This window comes from Cecembia sp. (assembly GCF_007126775.1).
Classification (GTDB): Bacteria; Bacteroidota; Bacteroidia; order Cytophagales; family Cyclobacteriaceae; genus Cecembia.
This window is the reverse complement of the sequence record NZ_SLAP01000243.1, coordinates 1-14,968: the sequence shown is the minus strand read 5'-3', so window position 1 is coordinate 14,968 and position 14,968 is coordinate 1. Positions and strand designations below refer to the sequence as shown.

Annotated in this window: 13 protein-coding genes; 5 read left to right on the top strand and 8 right to left on the bottom strand. The window is 39.5% G+C overall.

Translation table 11 applies throughout. From position 1 onward, the window contains the following. Positions 1-89 precede the first annotated feature (89 nt). Together QZT73_RS16085 and QZT73_RS16080 are read left to right on the top strand one after the other, a co-directional pair. The gene (locus QZT73_RS16085) at positions 90-1,706 is read left to right on the top strand and encodes a SusE domain-containing protein (protein ID WP_291789243.1); all 1,617 of its coding nucleotides are present in this window, start codon (positions 90-92) and stop codon (positions 1,704-1,706) included. A 13-nt stretch (positions 1,707-1,719) separates the two neighbouring features. Beyond that, positions 1,720-2,595 (top strand): glycoside hydrolase family 16 protein, encoded by an 876-nt coding sequence (locus QZT73_RS16080; RefSeq protein WP_291781872.1) that lies wholly within the window; start codon positions 1,720-1,722, stop codon positions 2,593-2,595. Positions 2,596-2,738: 143 nt separating this feature from the next. Here the strand turns inward: QZT73_RS16080 and QZT73_RS16075 are convergent, their stop codons facing one another. From QZT73_RS16075 to QZT73_RS16055, 6 genes are all read right to left on the bottom strand, one after another. Next, positions 2,739-3,140, bottom strand: coding sequence for a VOC family protein (locus tag QZT73_RS16075; RefSeq protein ID WP_291781869.1), 402 nt, complete (start codon positions 3,138-3,140; stop codon positions 2,739-2,741). Beyond that, the gene (locus QZT73_RS16070) at positions 3,137-3,580 is read right to left on the bottom strand and encodes a GNAT family N-acetyltransferase (RefSeq protein ID WP_291789240.1); all 444 of its coding nucleotides are present in this window, start codon (positions 3,578-3,580) and stop codon (positions 3,137-3,139) included. The genes QZT73_RS16075 and QZT73_RS16070 overlap by 4 nt, the downstream gene beginning before the upstream one ends. 80 nt (positions 3,581-3,660) lie before the next feature. Then, positions 3,661-3,843, bottom strand: coding sequence for a hypothetical protein (locus QZT73_RS17035; protein ID WP_363331103.1), 183 nt, complete (start codon positions 3,841-3,843; stop codon positions 3,661-3,663). 98 nt (positions 3,844-3,941) lie between these two features. Next, positions 3,942-4,109 (bottom strand): hypothetical protein, encoded by a 168-nt coding sequence (locus QZT73_RS16065; RefSeq protein WP_291781864.1) that lies wholly within the window; start codon positions 4,107-4,109, stop codon positions 3,942-3,944. Between the two features lie 136 nt (positions 4,110-4,245). Continuing rightward, entirely contained in the window at positions 4,246-5,601 is a 1,356-nt protein-coding gene (locus tag QZT73_RS16060) for an ATP-binding protein (protein WP_291789237.1), read from the bottom strand. Beyond that, positions 5,591-6,979, bottom strand: coding sequence for a sigma-54 dependent transcriptional regulator (locus tag QZT73_RS16055; protein WP_291789236.1), 1,389 nt, complete (start codon positions 6,977-6,979; stop codon positions 5,591-5,593). The genes QZT73_RS16060 and QZT73_RS16055 overlap by 11 nt, the downstream gene beginning before the upstream one ends. Before the next feature lie 350 nt (positions 6,980-7,329). On the opposite strand from QZT73_RS16055, the gene QZT73_RS16050 reads away from it, so the two are divergent. Further along, positions 7,330-8,580 carry an efflux RND transporter periplasmic adaptor subunit gene (locus QZT73_RS16050; RefSeq protein WP_291784990.1) on the top strand — a complete coding sequence of 417 codons (1,251 nt, stop codon included), beginning with the start codon at positions 7,330-7,332 and terminating at the stop codon, positions 8,578-8,580. A 121-nt stretch (positions 8,581-8,701) separates the two neighbouring features. On the opposite strand, the gene QZT73_RS16045 is transcribed toward QZT73_RS16050, so the two are convergent. Continuing rightward, positions 8,702-9,856 carry a hypothetical protein gene (locus QZT73_RS16045; protein ID WP_291789233.1) on the bottom strand — a complete coding sequence of 385 codons (1,155 nt, stop codon included), beginning with the start codon at positions 9,854-9,856 and terminating at the stop codon, positions 8,702-8,704. Between the two features lie 230 nt (positions 9,857-10,086). On the opposite strand from QZT73_RS16045, the gene QZT73_RS16040 reads away from it, so the two are divergent. Further along, entirely contained in the window at positions 10,087-10,785 is a 699-nt protein-coding gene (locus QZT73_RS16040; RefSeq protein ID WP_291782088.1) for an ABC transporter ATP-binding protein, read from the top strand. A 333-nt stretch (positions 10,786-11,118) separates the two neighbouring features. Beyond that, entirely contained in the window at positions 11,119-13,485 is a 2,367-nt protein-coding gene (locus QZT73_RS16035) for an ABC transporter permease (RefSeq protein WP_291789231.1), read from the top strand. A gap of 155 nt (positions 13,486-13,640) precedes the next feature. Here the strand turns inward: QZT73_RS16035 and QZT73_RS16030 are convergent, their stop codons facing one another. Beyond that, positions 13,641-14,366: a class I SAM-dependent methyltransferase gene (locus tag QZT73_RS16030; RefSeq protein ID WP_291782081.1), complete on the bottom strand. Its 726-nt coding sequence runs from the start codon at positions 14,364-14,366 to the stop codon at positions 13,641-13,643. Positions 14,367-14,968: the final 602 nt, after the last annotated feature.

Here is a 14,968-nt window from a genome sequence, read left to right as displayed (position 1 = left end):
TTAGTTCAGAAAGCGAAAAACAATTAGGAATTAGCTGCTAAAGAATTGCTTGAACCAAATTACGTCTTACAATAAATACCAAAATTACTATGAGAGTATTTTCTAAATTTATTTGGGCGGCTTTATTGCTGCCATTATTTTGGGCATGTGGTGATATAGATCAGCCGCCCATTATCGCACAGACCCCTTCTTCCATAACTTCTCCACCATCCGAAATTATGGTGACTACTGAAAATGGTGAAGAAGTAGTTGTTTTCAATGTCAGTCCGGCAGATTTTGGAACCAATATGGAAGTGACCTATATCATCCAGATGGACAGGCCGGGAAATAGCTTTGCAAACGCCGCTGATTTAGGTTCTTCAACATCTACCTCAATTGAAGTTAAAAAAGATGATATCAATGGTATGGCCATTTCAAGAGGTATTACTCCCGGAGAAAGTGGTCCTATGGAGTTCAGGGTACGTGCGGTTCCTTCAAGAACGCTATCTGCATTAAATGGAGAATCTGTTACTATCAATGTTTCCACGACTGTATCATTCAATCCAGATGTTCCATTGACCTTAGAAGAATTGGTTGGTAATGGAACGAAAGCTTGGAGACTGCGCCCTTCTGCCGGTTCTTGGGGAGTTGGTGGATTCAGAGGTGATTTAGGCTTTTTCCCTGGAGCGACCACTAACCTTGCTTCTGTTAGGCCATGTGCATTCAATGACCTGTATATATTTGGTCAAGATGGAACCTTTGAATATGATAATCAGGGTGATTTCTGGGCTGAAGGTTGGATGAGTGTACCCGGAGAAGGCTGTCAACCAGAATCCATCTTAGATGGTACACCTTCAGAGCCATTTAATTCGGGTGTTCATAGTTTTACCCTTATTCCTGGTGGTCCAGGTGTTCTGCCTCAACTAGCAGTAACTGGTACTGGCGCTTTCATTGGATTCCCAAGAGCATTTAATGGTGGTGAGATACCTGAAGGAGGAAGTCCTACAGAAAGAACCATTACTTATACGGTAACAGCCTATGACCCGGCAACTCAGCAATTAACCTTATCTCTTAGAACAGCAGATCCATTTGATGACTTCGATGGTGTATTTTGGACTTTCGTTTTGGTTCCTGATGAACTTGCAGGAGAAGTTGGTGGTGAAAACCCTGCTGCTTTCACGCTTAATGACTTGGTCGGTAGTGGTACCCAAGCTTGGCAGTTAAAACCAGCTGCTGGGGCATTTGGAGTAGGCCCGGCTCCTGGAAGTGATGCCTTCTTCCCAAATGGCGGTGATATTTCCGGAGATCGTCCTTGCTTGTTTAACGACCTCTTTATTTTCAGTGAAGGTGGAGTTTATGAATATGATGCCCAAGGAGATGTTTATGCAGAAGATTATATGGGTTTAACTGGAGGAGGTTGCCAGCCTGAAGCTAATTTGGCGGGTACTGTGGGTGCTGCATGGGCCTCTGGTACACATGAGTTCAGCTTTGAGCCGGCATCAGGAAGTGATCGGGCAAAAATTACAGTTACAGGAACAGGTGCATTTATTGCTTTGCCTAAGGCCTTTAATGGCGGAGAATATGATGCTGGGCCTCCACGTGAAGATGAGTCAGTCACTTATGATGTTTTGGACTTTAATCCAGATACCAAAGAATTGACATTGGTTATAGACATTTCTACCGATGGTGGGGTATGGTGGACTTTTGTGCTCGTTCCCGCTGAATAATCAATAGACAGTAATGATTAAAATTAATCACATAATTTTCCTCATACTTGCTGGCTGGCTTTCTCAAGCCTGTCAGCAAGATGAAGGGGAAACCAATACCATCGAGCCAGTTCCTACTTTGGGAATTCCAGAGACTGGTTTTGAAAGTCCAATGAGCTATGAAGGATATAGCTTGGTTTGGAATGATGAGTTTGAGGGCAATAGCCTTTCTGGGGATTGGGTATTTGATATGGGAGATGGTTGTCCTGCTCTTTGTGGCTGGGGTAATAATGAATTACAGACCTATACGCGTGATAATGTGAGGGTTTCCAATGGGCATTTGATCATTCAGGCAAGAAAGGAAAACTTTGACGGAAGGGAATATACTTCCTCCCGGATAAAAACCCAGGGAAGACAATCTTTTAGGTTTGGACGAATCGATATCCGAGCAGCCTTGCCAAAAGGGCAGGGTATCTGGCCGGCATTGTGGATGTTAGGAGATAACATACAACAAGTGGGATGGCCCAGGTGTGGAGAAATTGATATCATGGAGATGATTGGTGGTAGTGTCAACGGTAGGGACAACACTGTTCATGGTACTGTTCATTGGGACAATAATGGGAGCCACGCAGAGTTTGGAGGATCCGTTACCTTACAACAAGGGATTTTCAATGATAATTTTCATGTCTTTTCTATCATTTGGGATGCTAATAAGATCATTTGGTTGCTGGACAATGAACCTTATCATGAAATTGATATCAGACCAAGTGGTTTGAGTGAATTAAGAGAGTCATTTTTCTTTCTCTTTAATGTGGCTGTTGGTGGAAATTGGCCTGGAAGTCCTGACAATACCACGGTTTTTCCCCAGCAAATGGTTGTGGATTACGTAAGGGTATTTCAAAGAAACTAAAATGACCTAATAAGCAATTATATTTAAATGAGGCTGTACCCAAATTAGGGACAGCCTCTTTTTTGTTCGGTTAGGTATCTGAATCAAATTTCAAATGGCTAAAAATCAGGACTTTATTCTGATTAATTGATCAAGCGTTTTTTTCAGGGTTTAAATATTACCTCAATTCTATTGCCTTCCGGATCTAAAGTTTCAAACTCATAATAGCCATCCCCGGTAGTTCTAGGTCCCCTTAGAATTTCAAAGCCGGCTTTTTTGAGTTCCTCCGCTTTCCTATCAACCGCTTTTTTGGATAATGTGCCAAATGCAAGATGAATTATCCCCATATGTTGTGCTGACTTCCGGTCATTCAGGTTACTGGGGATGCCTTGCTTTTGCATCAATTCCAATCTGGCTCCTCCTGAAAAAGAGATGAAATAGCTTTGGAATCCTGTTTTTGGATTGACGTACAATTCATTTGATTGCCCATCAAAATACTTTAGGTAATAGACCTTTAATTTTTCCAAATCTTCCGTCCAAATAGCAACGTGTTCTAATGTCATCATAAAGAAGTAAACTTCATTTGTAAAATGGGAAAAGGATTACCAAGATCATCCAACGGCTTTCTATTGGTTACATGGAAGCCAAGTTTTTTATAAAAATTGACTGCTTGTATATTTTGTTCATTGACTTCAACTTTTAAAATTTTTCGCTCGTTTACTGCAAAATGGGTCAAGTTTTTCCCAATACCCTGCCCTCTAAAATCAGGATGAATAAAGAGCATTTCGATTTTTTCTTTGGATAGTCCCAGGAATCCCAGTATTTTCTTTTCAGCATTTTGGAAGGTGTAAATATCTGCGTGGGCAAAAACATTTCCATCAATAATGATTTGCCGAATCTCCTGTATTTTATCCTCATTTAAAAAATCATGTGTTGCGCGGACAGAAGCTTCCCAAATTTCAAGTAATTCCGGAAAGCAGGAAGGGTCATTGTTTTGAATGATCATGTTCTCAATTTAAGAAAAATGTACGGTATGGAAGAATTATTTTAAATTTGACGTTTTTTTTTAGGCGCCATGGAGTCATATTAAGATTTTACCCAATGCCATAAAACAATGCTCCAGTCCATCGGCAATGCATCTGTAAACTGATGGATTTCCACGAAACCTACTCTTTGGTGCGCCCGGATGGACCTGGTGTTATTGGTAGCTATTTTTGTGATGATAAAGTCAAATTTCTTCTCGTATGTGGATCGGTAACATTGGTACAATCTGTCAAAAATTCCCTGACCCCTGAAATCTTTACTTACACAAACCTACTCTACAACCGGATAAATGCTTACCCTTATATGTCAAATGATCAATTTGTTCACACATGGGTACCCAATACAGGTACATCTTCTTTGTTCTGAAACGTCATGGCCAAGGCATATGCAGCCACCTTTTCTCCCGCTTTGGCAATCACATGGGGGCCAAAATCATTCATTTTTTTCAACACATCCATATCATGCCTTACCGTTACAAATCCATCTTCCATTGATGAAATGGTTTGGGGGTGGTTCTCATCTTAAAGCTTTAGCATTCCATAGAGGTCATCAATAGCACTTGCGGTTTGAAATGATAAAGATTTGATTTGAATTAGTATTAAACTATGGGAAAAGAATTGATAAAACTTATTTAAACACCAAAGTAAAAACAGTTTGCTCTCCGGGAATAGAGGATACTTCCAGATTCCCTTTGTGGAGGTTCATTATTTGTCTGGAAATGGCCAAACCAATTCCAGACCCGGATTTTTTGGTGGTATAGAAAGGCACAAATATTTTTTCTAAAGCTTCCGGGACAATACCTTCACCATGGTCAATGACTTTGATAAAAGGCCTTGAATGGCTGTCCATACCTGCTCTGAGCATGATTGTCCGATTATTGGCCTTTTCCATGGCCTCTTTGGCATTTTTTATCAAGTTGATCAGGATCATTTGGATCAAATCCTGATCGACAATAACATCCATATCGGGTGGAGAAATGTCGCAGATCAGTTGGATGTCTGATTTTGAAAGATCTTCTTTCAATAGCACCCGTATATTTTCAAATAAGGGTTTGATGGGAAATACTTTTAATTCAGGCTGGGGAATATTGGTATAATCCCTGTAGGCATTTACAAAATCTACCAAACCATTACTTCTTTTAAAAATAGTTTCCAATCCTTCTGACAGGTCCAAAAAGCTTTCCTTCTCCAAAGCCAATTCTCCCTGCTCATTTTCTTTGACATCTTCTTCCAAAATAATGCCCAGGGAACTGGCCAAACTGGCAATAGGTGTCATGGAATTCATGATTTCATGCCTCAGTACTTTGGTCAGGTTTTGCCAAGCATCCAATTCGTTCTTTTGCAACTCAGATTTGATGTTTTGGAATGAGAGTAATGTCCAGCTTTGGCCTTCCATTTTGAAGGAAGCAGACTGCACATTGAGGTGAAGATCTGAATTGATTTTGATAGAAAAAGATCCTGATGGCTTGAGATTCAAAACCTCTTGCAATAAGTTTTTTGACAATTTGCCAAGATCATGAATGTCTTTGAACTGATGGATTTGGAGTAATTGTTTGGCGGCTCCATTGATGACTCCGATTTTGCCCTGACTATCAAAAGAAATGATTCCTGTATTGATATGCTGAATCATTATCTGTAGAAACAACATTTGTTCTTCTTTCTGGGCACGGGTTTTTTTAAAGGCCTCAATTACTTCGTTAAAAGATAAATTCATTTCTTTAAAAGAACTTCCCAAGTTACTGTCTTTTGTAAAGGAAGAAGAAAAATCTGAATACCGGATGGATTCTAAAAACCTACTGATCTTTCTATTTGTAATTGTGGTATATGTAATCAGATTAAAAGAAAGCAGGATTAAAATCCATAGGAATAAAACCCCTTGTAAGACTGAGGCATTTTGGATATATAAATAAGCACCAAAAATGGCCGTAAGTGCAATAAGGATAACCCTAATCAATACCCCTAAGGCAAAAGATTTAAAGCCCATATCTTTCCAGTCTTCTATATAATGATGATCTTGTCAATCCTAACTCCTCTGCAGCCCGGGTAATATGGCCATTATGCTTTTGAAGTGCCTTTCGGATAAGTATTTTCTCCACATCTTCAATATTCAAATGATCCAAAGAGACCATTTCTTCCTGCTTTTCAGGAGTCAGATGTTTTTGGGTAAAAAGATCCTCTGGTTGAAGTACACTGTGGGTGGTCATGATTACTGCCCTTTCAATACTGTGTTGAAGTTCTCGGATATTTCCCGGCCAGTGGTATTTCTGCATTCTTTTGATGAGTGCTTCACCTGCTTTTCTGATATCCTTGCTGTATTTTTTCGAGTAGATTTCAATAAAGTGGTTTGCCAATAAGGGGATATCTTCTAACCTTTCCCTCAATGGGGGTAGGGTGATTTCAATTGTGTTGATTCTGTAAAGCAAATCCTGTCTGAATTGGTTTTCGAATACCATATTGTGGACTGACATATTTGTAGCAGATATTAGACGGATATTTACAGGGATAGCCTTATTACCGCCCACTCTTGTAATTTCCCGATTTTGTAATGCAGCTAAAAGCTTGGACTGTAGAGCCAAGGGTAAGTTACCGATTTCATCCAAAAAAAGTGTTCCCTTATTTGCCTGTTCAAATCTCCCAGCCCTATCCTCTTTGGCGTCGGTAAATGCTCCTTTTTTGTGACCGAATAATTCACTTTCAAATAAAGTAGTAGTAATAGCACCTAAATCAACCCCCACAAACCCTTCTCTTTGTCTTTTGGAATTTCTATGTATTGCCCTGGCGATCAGTTCTTTTCCTGTTCCATTTTCTCCCAGAATTAAAACATTTGCATCTGTAGCCGCGACCCTTTCTATGGTTTCAAAAATTTTGATCATCAGGGGACTTTGTCCTATAATGTCTTTGAACTTACTATCCATATCCTCAAAAAACCGCTGCTGTTGGTTTTTCAATTGATTGACTTCCAATTTAGACTGCCTCAATTGAAGGGCTGAGTTGAGTGTTGCTAATAATTTTTCATTCTCCCAAGGTTTAAGTACAAAATCAGTGGCCCCCTCTTTGATGGCCCTCACCGCTGTATTGACATCTCCATAGGCCGTAATCAATACCACTACAGCAGAGGAGTCCAGCTCTAAAATCCGGTCTAACCAATAAAAGCCTTCTTGTCCACTGCTAACATCTTTGGTAAAGTTCATATCCAACATGATCACATCATACTGTTCATTGACCACTAGAATAGGCAACAGGCCAGGGTTACTTTCTGTATCCACTTGTGCAAAATGTCTTTTCAGAAAAATCTTAGCTGCTTTCAAAAGATCCTCATTATCATCTACAATTAGAATTTTGCCAGTCTTTTGCTCTTTCATGGGAAATCTTGATTACAATTGGTTTGAATTATACTAATATGAGGAATCATATCCTGTACTTTATGTGGAGTATATGTCCAAAACCTGTACCGAACTGGTACCAATAGCCAATGCTCTCACAAAACACTTAAATAAAGAAAGAAAACGCATTTTGAAGGAATTACTTTTTAAATTAAGGTAATTTATTTTTGATTAAAGCAGTACAGTTTTGTTCGCTGACGGACGTTTTTGTTCGAAATTTATTTTCAGGGAAAGTTCTTTTTCTGTTATTATGCCTGAATTCGGCCTTTTTGGAGGTGGCATGCAATTGGCAGTTAGGCAAACAGCAAAAAATTTGAATTATACCGACAATGGATAGAAAAATTGAAAAGAAGATCTGGACGCCGAAGAGAATAGCCATGATTTTGGGAGCCACACTGATTGTAAGTTTTGTCATTTACCAGTTGGCTTTTTCTGATTCCAGGTCATCCATGAATGTCAATTTGGAGCGCATTACCATTACCACTGTACGGGAAGGTGAGTTCACAGATTATATTCCGGTAAGTGGTACCATTGAACCAGGGGAAGTTTTCTATTTGGATGCGTTGGAGGGAGGGAATATACAGCAGATTGTGAGGGAATCCGGTGCTTTTGTCAATAGGGGAGATACTATCCTTTTGCTTTCCAATTCCAAGTTGCAACTGGAGGTCATGGAAAGAGAGTCTGGTTTGTATTTTCAACTCAATAACCTGAGACAGGTCAGGTTACAATTGGATCAGAATGACCTGAATCAGCAGGCCCAATTGGCAGAAATAGATTACCAGATCAGTTTGCTAAAGCCTCAGTACGAAAGATTCAAGGAATTGCATACCAAAAAACTCGTTTCGGACAGGGAATTCGAAGAAGTCAAAGAGCAGTATGATTACAATGTAAAGCGAAGAAGACTTACCTATGAGGCCTATAGAAATGATTCCATGTCCCGAGCAGTGCAAAAAAAGCAGCTAGAGGATTCTGAGAGAAGGATGAACCAGTCTTTGGACGGCGTGGGCCATATCTTGGATAATTTGGCACTAAGGGCACCCATTACTGGGCAATTGTCCACAGAGCAGATTGAAGTAGGGCAGTCCATCACCCCGGGACAAAGATTCGGGCAGATTGACATTCTGGATAAATTCAAAGTAAGGGTACAAATTGATGAATTGTACCTGCCCAGGGTGTATACTGGATTAAAAGGTACTTTCAATTTTTCAGGAGGCAATTATGAAATGGAGATCTTCAAAATTTATCCCAATGTCACTGCTGGAAGATTTGAAGTAGACATGGCTTTCACTGACCAGGTTCCTTCAGGGATAAGAAGGGGGCAAACGGTCAGGATCAGATTGGAATTGGGAGAAAGCCAACAAGCGGTGCTGCTTCCTACTGGAGGCTTTTATAAAGATACAGGTGGAAATTGGGTCTTTGTGGTCAACCCGTCTTCCGAAAAAGCGGAGCGAAGGAATATCCGTTTGGGAAGGAAAAATCCGGAATTTTACGAAGTCATTGAGGGCTTGCAGCCTGGAGATAAAGTGATTGTCAGTGGCTATGAGAACTTCGGAAAGAATGAAGTCTTGAACCTTAAATAGGCAGATTCAAATATTGGATTCTTAAACCTGCCAGGTCTCTTTAGGCTTAATGGGTATTATAAAGCCTTGTTGACCATGAAACCTGGCAGGTTTACCAAATCAAATGAAATCAAAAAAAGAATTACTTTTTCACCAATTGATAGATGCTGTATCTGGTCACTTCTTCTTCCACTTCTTCATTGGCTTTTTCTTTTACAAGGATTTTTTTATCTGGAAGGGCAAATAAAATTGAACCCTCAGGTAAAGCCAATTCACCATTCAATTGCTTTTCATTTTCAAAGATCACTAAGCTTAACTTGTCCTCTTGATCCAATATTGAGAATGGCTTTTCTTCTGAATTCCTTGCCTCAAAAACCGCTTGGCTTACTCCCTTATAATAGGTCAGTATCCATGTATTGTCTCCAAGATTCAGTAATTGTCTGTTTCTTCCCGGTAAATTGGCCAGATTTTTTACTCTTGGATCATCTGGGGCGATTCCAATGGGTAAGGGGCTTGCTTTTTCAAATTGGCTGTGGTGAATAGGTATTTTACGGAGGAGCTTAAAATCGTCAGATATATCATACACATGAATAGCATCATCAAGGTTATGAACCAGGTATAATTCACCACCATCCACAAAGTAGCTTTTGCCCATGAGGTTGTAGTAAATCTGATCGGTCTTTTTATAATAGGAATCTTCCTCATAGGGAAGGATAGTTTTTGTTTGTCCAGATTCGGTTTTCAGCAAAGTGAAGTTTTGCAAAGTGTCCCTTCCTTCTTCTGTGAAGATCAGGTGATGTGCCGATAGGAATGTACTTGGCCCAACCAGATATCGGGTATTTCCATTTTCCGTAGAATAGGTAGTTTTTCCAATAGGCGTTATGGCTCTTATGGGTAGGGGAGAGGGTATCCTGAAGTCATCAACAATTTCATAGTCAGCATTATAGGTAATAAGCCTAAAAGGAAACTGGAAAACGCGTTTTCCTTCTGGGCCAAAACTCAAACCTAAAGGATTCCATGTACCGTAATTATTGGGTCCATCGCCAGTTCTGTTGACTCTTTTTAGGATTTCTCCTTCAGGCGATACTTCCAAAACCTCATTTTGCACTTCAGAAAACCCTAAAAATATCCTTTCCTCTGGACTGAAATCCGTTAAATGAACCTTTGTGAAATTCTCAATTTCAAAGGCGTCTACTTTTATTAGCTTATAGCTGTTCAATGCCTCATTTGATGTGCTATTTTCACCCCCACATGAAATTATAACCAAGCTTGCCAGACAAATGAATAATCTTTTCATAGATTAACTATTTTTTAAGTAAACAATTAACGAAATGCTTAGAAAAAAAGCAAATTTAGGGGTAAGTTGTATTGTATTTGTCCGTGTGCGAACAAAGATGTTCGAAAATTTACTATCATATTAGCAAAAAAGCCCTCAACGGGTGATTTTGGGCCATTTCTTTTGTGGCATATGTTTGGCCTTAGCCATGAGCAGTTCAATTTAGCATTTAGACAACATATCATAAATTTATGGAAAACATCATCAAAACTGTCAACCTTAAAAAGTTATACACTACAGAGGAAGTGGAGACCACTGCCCTGGACGAAATCAATATCGAAATCAAAAAGGGGGAATTTGTGGCCATCATGGGACCATCTGGATGTGGCAAATCCACTTTGTTGAATATCATTGGCCTTTTGGATAATCCTGAGCAAGGAGAATATCATTTCCTTGATCAGGAAGTTGCCAAATATTCTGAAAGACAGCGTTCCCAATTGAGGAAAGGCAATATTGGTTTTGTTTTTCAAAGCTTCAACCTGATTGATGAACTGACAGTTTTTGAGAATGTGGAACTACCATTGCTTTACCTCAAAACTCCATCAGATGAAAGAAAAAAAAGGGTAGAGGAGGTGCTTACCAGAATGAACATCATGCACAGAAAAGACCATTTTCCACAGCAGCTTTCAGGCGGTCAGCAGCAAAGGGTAGCCATAGCCCGTGCCATTGTAGCCAAACCGGCTGTGATATTGGCAGATGAGCCTACTGGAAACTTGGATTCTGGCAATGGCGAGGAAGTGATGAGATTGCTCGAAGAGCTGAACAACGAGGGAACCACAATTGTGATGGTAACGCACTCTCCACACGACGCCAATTATGCCCATAGAATCATCAACTTATTCGATGGCAAAGTGGTGACCGAGAATATCAGGGAGCAGTTTCATATTTAGAGACGAGAAGCGAGACTCGAGTATCAAGAAACAAGAGACAAGAAACAAGACAAATGCAGAAGTTAGAAGTCGGGTTTCAGAAAAGTTGTACTAAATACCAGGTATCTTGTACAAAAGTAATTTCGGAGGGGGTAATGAAAAAAGACAAATCACCAAGGTCTTGTCCCGGGGAATCCCAACACTGAAGTCCTTTTCCCGGATTCAGGAAGATCTAATTGAAGTGAATAGATTTTCGAAAGATGATCTGAAATCAATTAGAACAAATACAACAACTACACTTGTCCGCTGCGGCTGAACCAATTCAAACTCGACAACCTGACAACCCTTATAACTATGTTCTCCAACTACTTCAAAATCGCATTTCGGGGCTTTGCCAAACATAAGTTAACCTTCTTCATCAATCTTTTTGGTTTAACCTTAGGATTATGGGCCACCATTTCCATTGGTCTTTGGGTCAAAAGTGAACTGAATACCAATCAGCATTTCCCAGAAATCGATCAAGTCTACAGGGTTATGGAACATCAACGGTATGGATCTGACATTTTCACAACCACATCTACCCCAGGATTACTTGCTCAGGCCTTGAAGAATGAATTTCCTGAAGTTGAGCTTGCTGCCTGTTATTCTTGGAATCAACCGGAGCTATTCGTTGTGGAAGATCAAAAAGCCAACCTTTCAGGATTTTTTGCCGAACCTGATTACCTCCATATCATGCAGTACGATTTTCTACATGGTGATAGAAATACTGCCCTTACGGAGATCAGCCACATCGTTTTGTCAAAAGAGTCGGCTATCAAACTTTTTGGTGGAACTGATGTCATTGGGGAGTCTGTGACCCTAAAAGAGACAGATGGTGAAAGTAATTTCAAAGTCATGGGGGTGTTGGACTTAGGCAAATTGGAAAGTAGTGGTTCTTTTGACTACATTCTTCCCTTTAAGTTTATGTTTGACAAGCCCTACAATGGTTGGTTAAACACTTGGGGTAATAATGGCCCGAATACCATTGTAAAGCTGAATAAAAATGCAAACTGGAAAAACTTTTCTGAAAGTATAGAAGACTTCATAGCGAATAGAAATGAAGGCAGCAATGTAAACCTTTTTGCTTATCCCCAAAAAGACCTTTACCTCAAAGGCCGTTTTGTGGATGGCCAGCAATCCGGTGGAAGAATAGAATATGTTAGGCTATTTGCTATCATTGGACTATTTGTCCTATTGATTGCCTGTATTAACTTCATGAATTTGTCTACGGCCAAATCCCAAAAAAGGGCTAAGGAAGTTGGGGTAAGAAAAGTGGTAGGTGCCGATAAAGGCATGCTCGTATCTCAATTCCTTACAGAATCATTGCTCATCACCTTTTTCGCAGGTGTTTTTTCAATTCTTTTGGTAGAATTGACGCTGCCTATATTCAATAACCTGACAGGAAAGGCCATGTCAGTTCCTTATGGAGAATGGTTTTCCTGGTTACAATTTGCGTTCATTTTGTTCATAACAGGTATTATTGCGGGTAGTTATCCTGCATTCTATCTGTCGGCGACCAAAGTGATACAGGTTTTCAGGAGTTATACCAAATCTGGGAAAGGTGTCGCCATCGCCAGAAAGGGTTTGGTTTTGTTTCAGTTCATTATGGCTACAATGCTAATATTGGCCACCATAGTAGTGTACAAACAAATCAATTTTGCCCTAAACAAAGACCTTGGTTACAATAAAGACCAGCTGATCAGTCTTACACTTGAAGGTAGAATGATAGAGAATTTTGATGCTTTCAAAAAGGAACTTGAAACGGTACCAGGAGTTTTGGCTATGAGCAGATCCACCCACACTCTTATGGGAAGGAACTCCAATACAGGAGGGATTTCATGGGAAGGGAAAGACCCTGAATTTTCTGCTCTATTCGAAATCATGCATGTAGATTATGATTTTATAGAAACTATGGGTTTTAAAATTATTCTTGGAGAAGACTTTTCTCAAGAAAGAGTATCTGATTCTCTCAACAAAGCCATCATCAACAGGAGGGCCTACGAACTGATAACCCAAAACAACCCTGAAGCCAGCACTTTCACTTGGGATTCTGAAATGGAAATATTGGGTGTTGTAGAAGATTTTCATTTTCAGAGCTTCCACCAAGGCATGGAGCCAGTGATCATACAATTGGATCCTACTTTTGCCAGCAGGGGATATATCAAAGTACAACCTGGGAATATGCAGGAAACTTTGTCCGCCATCCAACAAGTAGCAAATACTTTTGAGCCTTTATTTCCATTTCAGTACAGCTTCATGGATCAGAACTATGCCCGCATGTATCAAGAAGACGTGAGGGTACGGGAATTGGCCAAGTATTTCAGTATCCTGACCATCCTGATTTCCTGTTTGGGTCTTTTTGGTCTATCTGCCCATATAGCAGAACAAAAAACAAAAGAGATAGGTATCAGAAAAGTGTTGGGGGCAAGTACCTTATCCATTCTTCATGTGATCAATAAAGAATTTATCTTGATTGTTTCCATATCGGTTTTGATAGGTTCTGCCATTGCCTATTGGTTGATACAGGATTGGTTGAACGGATATGCTTACCGCATTGATTTTGAGTGGTGGTTTATTCCATTAGCGGCAGGAAGTATATTTTTTATTGCATTTCTAACCGTTAGTTTTCAAGCATTAAAAGCTACAGCCATCAATACAGTGCAAAGCTTGAAAAGTGATTAAGGGTGAAAGCCCGTTCCCCAACAGTGCGGGGATGAAAGGTGAAGGGAGATTTTAAACTTTAGAATTGGGTTTAGAGATAGAGATGGGATCTGCTTTTGGACGGGGAATTTGATATTGAAACAGCGTAAATGTTAAGATTTCCTTCTCTCAAAACCTCAATCTTTCTCAAAAACCAAAAAATGCTGAATATTCATAAATTGACCATTTTGGATCAGTTTGAAGCCATTTGCATTTAACTCCTTTGTGACCTGATCCACAGTCATTTTATGCAGGGGTTTGATCATGACTTTGGGATCTTCGCCACGGTATTCTATCAGCAGCAATTTCCCGTCTGCCTTGAGGGATTTTCTGATTTCCTGTAATACTTCATGAGGGTATAGCAATTCATGGTAGACATCTACCATGATGGCCAAATCTATGGAGTTTTCGGGTAATTCGGGAGATTTCTCACTCCCTTTGATGGTAATTACATTTTCAAATCCCAATTCCTTGCTTCTTTTTTTCAGGTAATCAATCGCTGAATCTTGGATTTCTACAGCATAAACCAGTCCATCAGGAACCCGCTTGGCAATCCTGAAAGTGTAATATCCCGAACCAGCCCCAATATCTGCAACTACGCTTTTTTTGTTGATGGGCAGATTTTTAATGGCCAATTCAGTGTTTTCCTCTTTTGATCTTGTGGCTCTTTCCAGCCAGGCCATCCCCATGAAATTCATCACTTGCGAAATCTCCCTTCCCATATAAACTTTCCCAGTTCCATCTCTGTCAGGGGTTTTGTAGGTATAAACCTCTTTACCAGAAATCTCTTTTTGTGGATTTTGGGCATGACAAAAAACCGACAGAAAAAAGAAACTTAGAAACAGGAAAGGCTTATTCAGCATATCAGGATTTTTATTGCACCCAACGGATAGCAGGTTTTCTTTCTAACCCGATTGGTGCATTAATGTTCGTATTGAGAGGTCAAAATACAAAAGAATCAAGCAATTAGCGAATGAAGTATCCTGTATGGGGGTGATATGGTTTTTCTTCTGAAAGGTGAATTGAAGGATTTTGCTGGATTTGGTGCAGTAACCAGATACTTATTTATTTTTTACGAAAATCTAAACGGTAGTACTCTTTAGGTTTTTTCTATTTTATTTCCAAAAGTCAAGTAAATATCCTAATATTGGGCTCAAGTAATTTTTAAACCGTTTTTTTAATAAAAATCAAAATGAATTGTTGTAAAGTTAAAATGGCTTTTTGATCTTGAAAGACAATACACTTGTTCTTTTTGGAATAGCTAAAATCCAGTAGTTAGGTGAAATCACCCACTTAAAAAATTCACCTTAATTGCTATGAATAATTAACTATAAAAGACTGTAAAGAAACAGTTTTTGAATAGTTTTGAACAGAATATTTTATAAAACTAACCCAATAAGTTTGGTTTAAGCCCAGTGCTTGACCTTTTTAAACGAAAAATTAACTTTTAAATCACCCGAAAAAT

Coding starts and splice junctions, on each gene's coding strand:
- QZT73_RS16085 (WP_291789243.1), top strand. CDS start 90: ATGAGAGTATTTTCTAAATTTATTTGGGCGGCTTTATTGCTGCCATTA.
- QZT73_RS16080 (WP_291781872.1), top strand. CDS start 1,720: ATGATTAAAATTAATCACATAATTTTCCTCATACTTGCTGGCTGGCTT.
- QZT73_RS16075 (WP_291781869.1), bottom strand. CDS start 3,140: ATGATGACATTAGAACACGTTGCTATTTGGACGGAAGATTTGGAAAAA.
- QZT73_RS16070 (WP_291789240.1), bottom strand. CDS start 3,580: ATGATCATTCAAAACAATGACCCTTCCTGCTTTCCGGAATTACTTGAA.
- QZT73_RS16065 (WP_291781864.1), bottom strand. CDS start 4,109: ATGGAAGATGGATTTGTAACGGTAAGGCATGATATGGATGTGTTGAAA.
- QZT73_RS16060 (WP_291789237.1), bottom strand. CDS start 5,601: ATGGGCTTTAAATCTTTTGCCTTAGGGGTATTGATTAGGGTTATCCTT.
- QZT73_RS16055 (WP_291789236.1), bottom strand. CDS start 6,979: ATGAAAGAGCAAAAGACTGGCAAAATTCTAATTGTAGATGATAATGAG.
- QZT73_RS16050 (WP_291784990.1), top strand. CDS start 7,330: ATGGATAGAAAAATTGAAAAGAAGATCTGGACGCCGAAGAGAATAGCC.
- QZT73_RS16045 (WP_291789233.1), bottom strand. CDS start 9,856: ATGAAAAGATTATTCATTTGTCTGGCAAGCTTGGTTATAATTTCATGT.
- QZT73_RS16040 (WP_291782088.1), top strand. CDS start 10,087: ATGGAAAACATCATCAAAACTGTCAACCTTAAAAAGTTATACACTACA.
- QZT73_RS16035 (WP_291789231.1), top strand. CDS start 11,119: ATGTTCTCCAACTACTTCAAAATCGCATTTCGGGGCTTTGCCAAACAT.
- QZT73_RS16030 (WP_291782081.1), bottom strand. CDS start 14,366: ATGCTGAATAAGCCTTTCCTGTTTCTAAGTTTCTTTTTTCTGTCGGTT.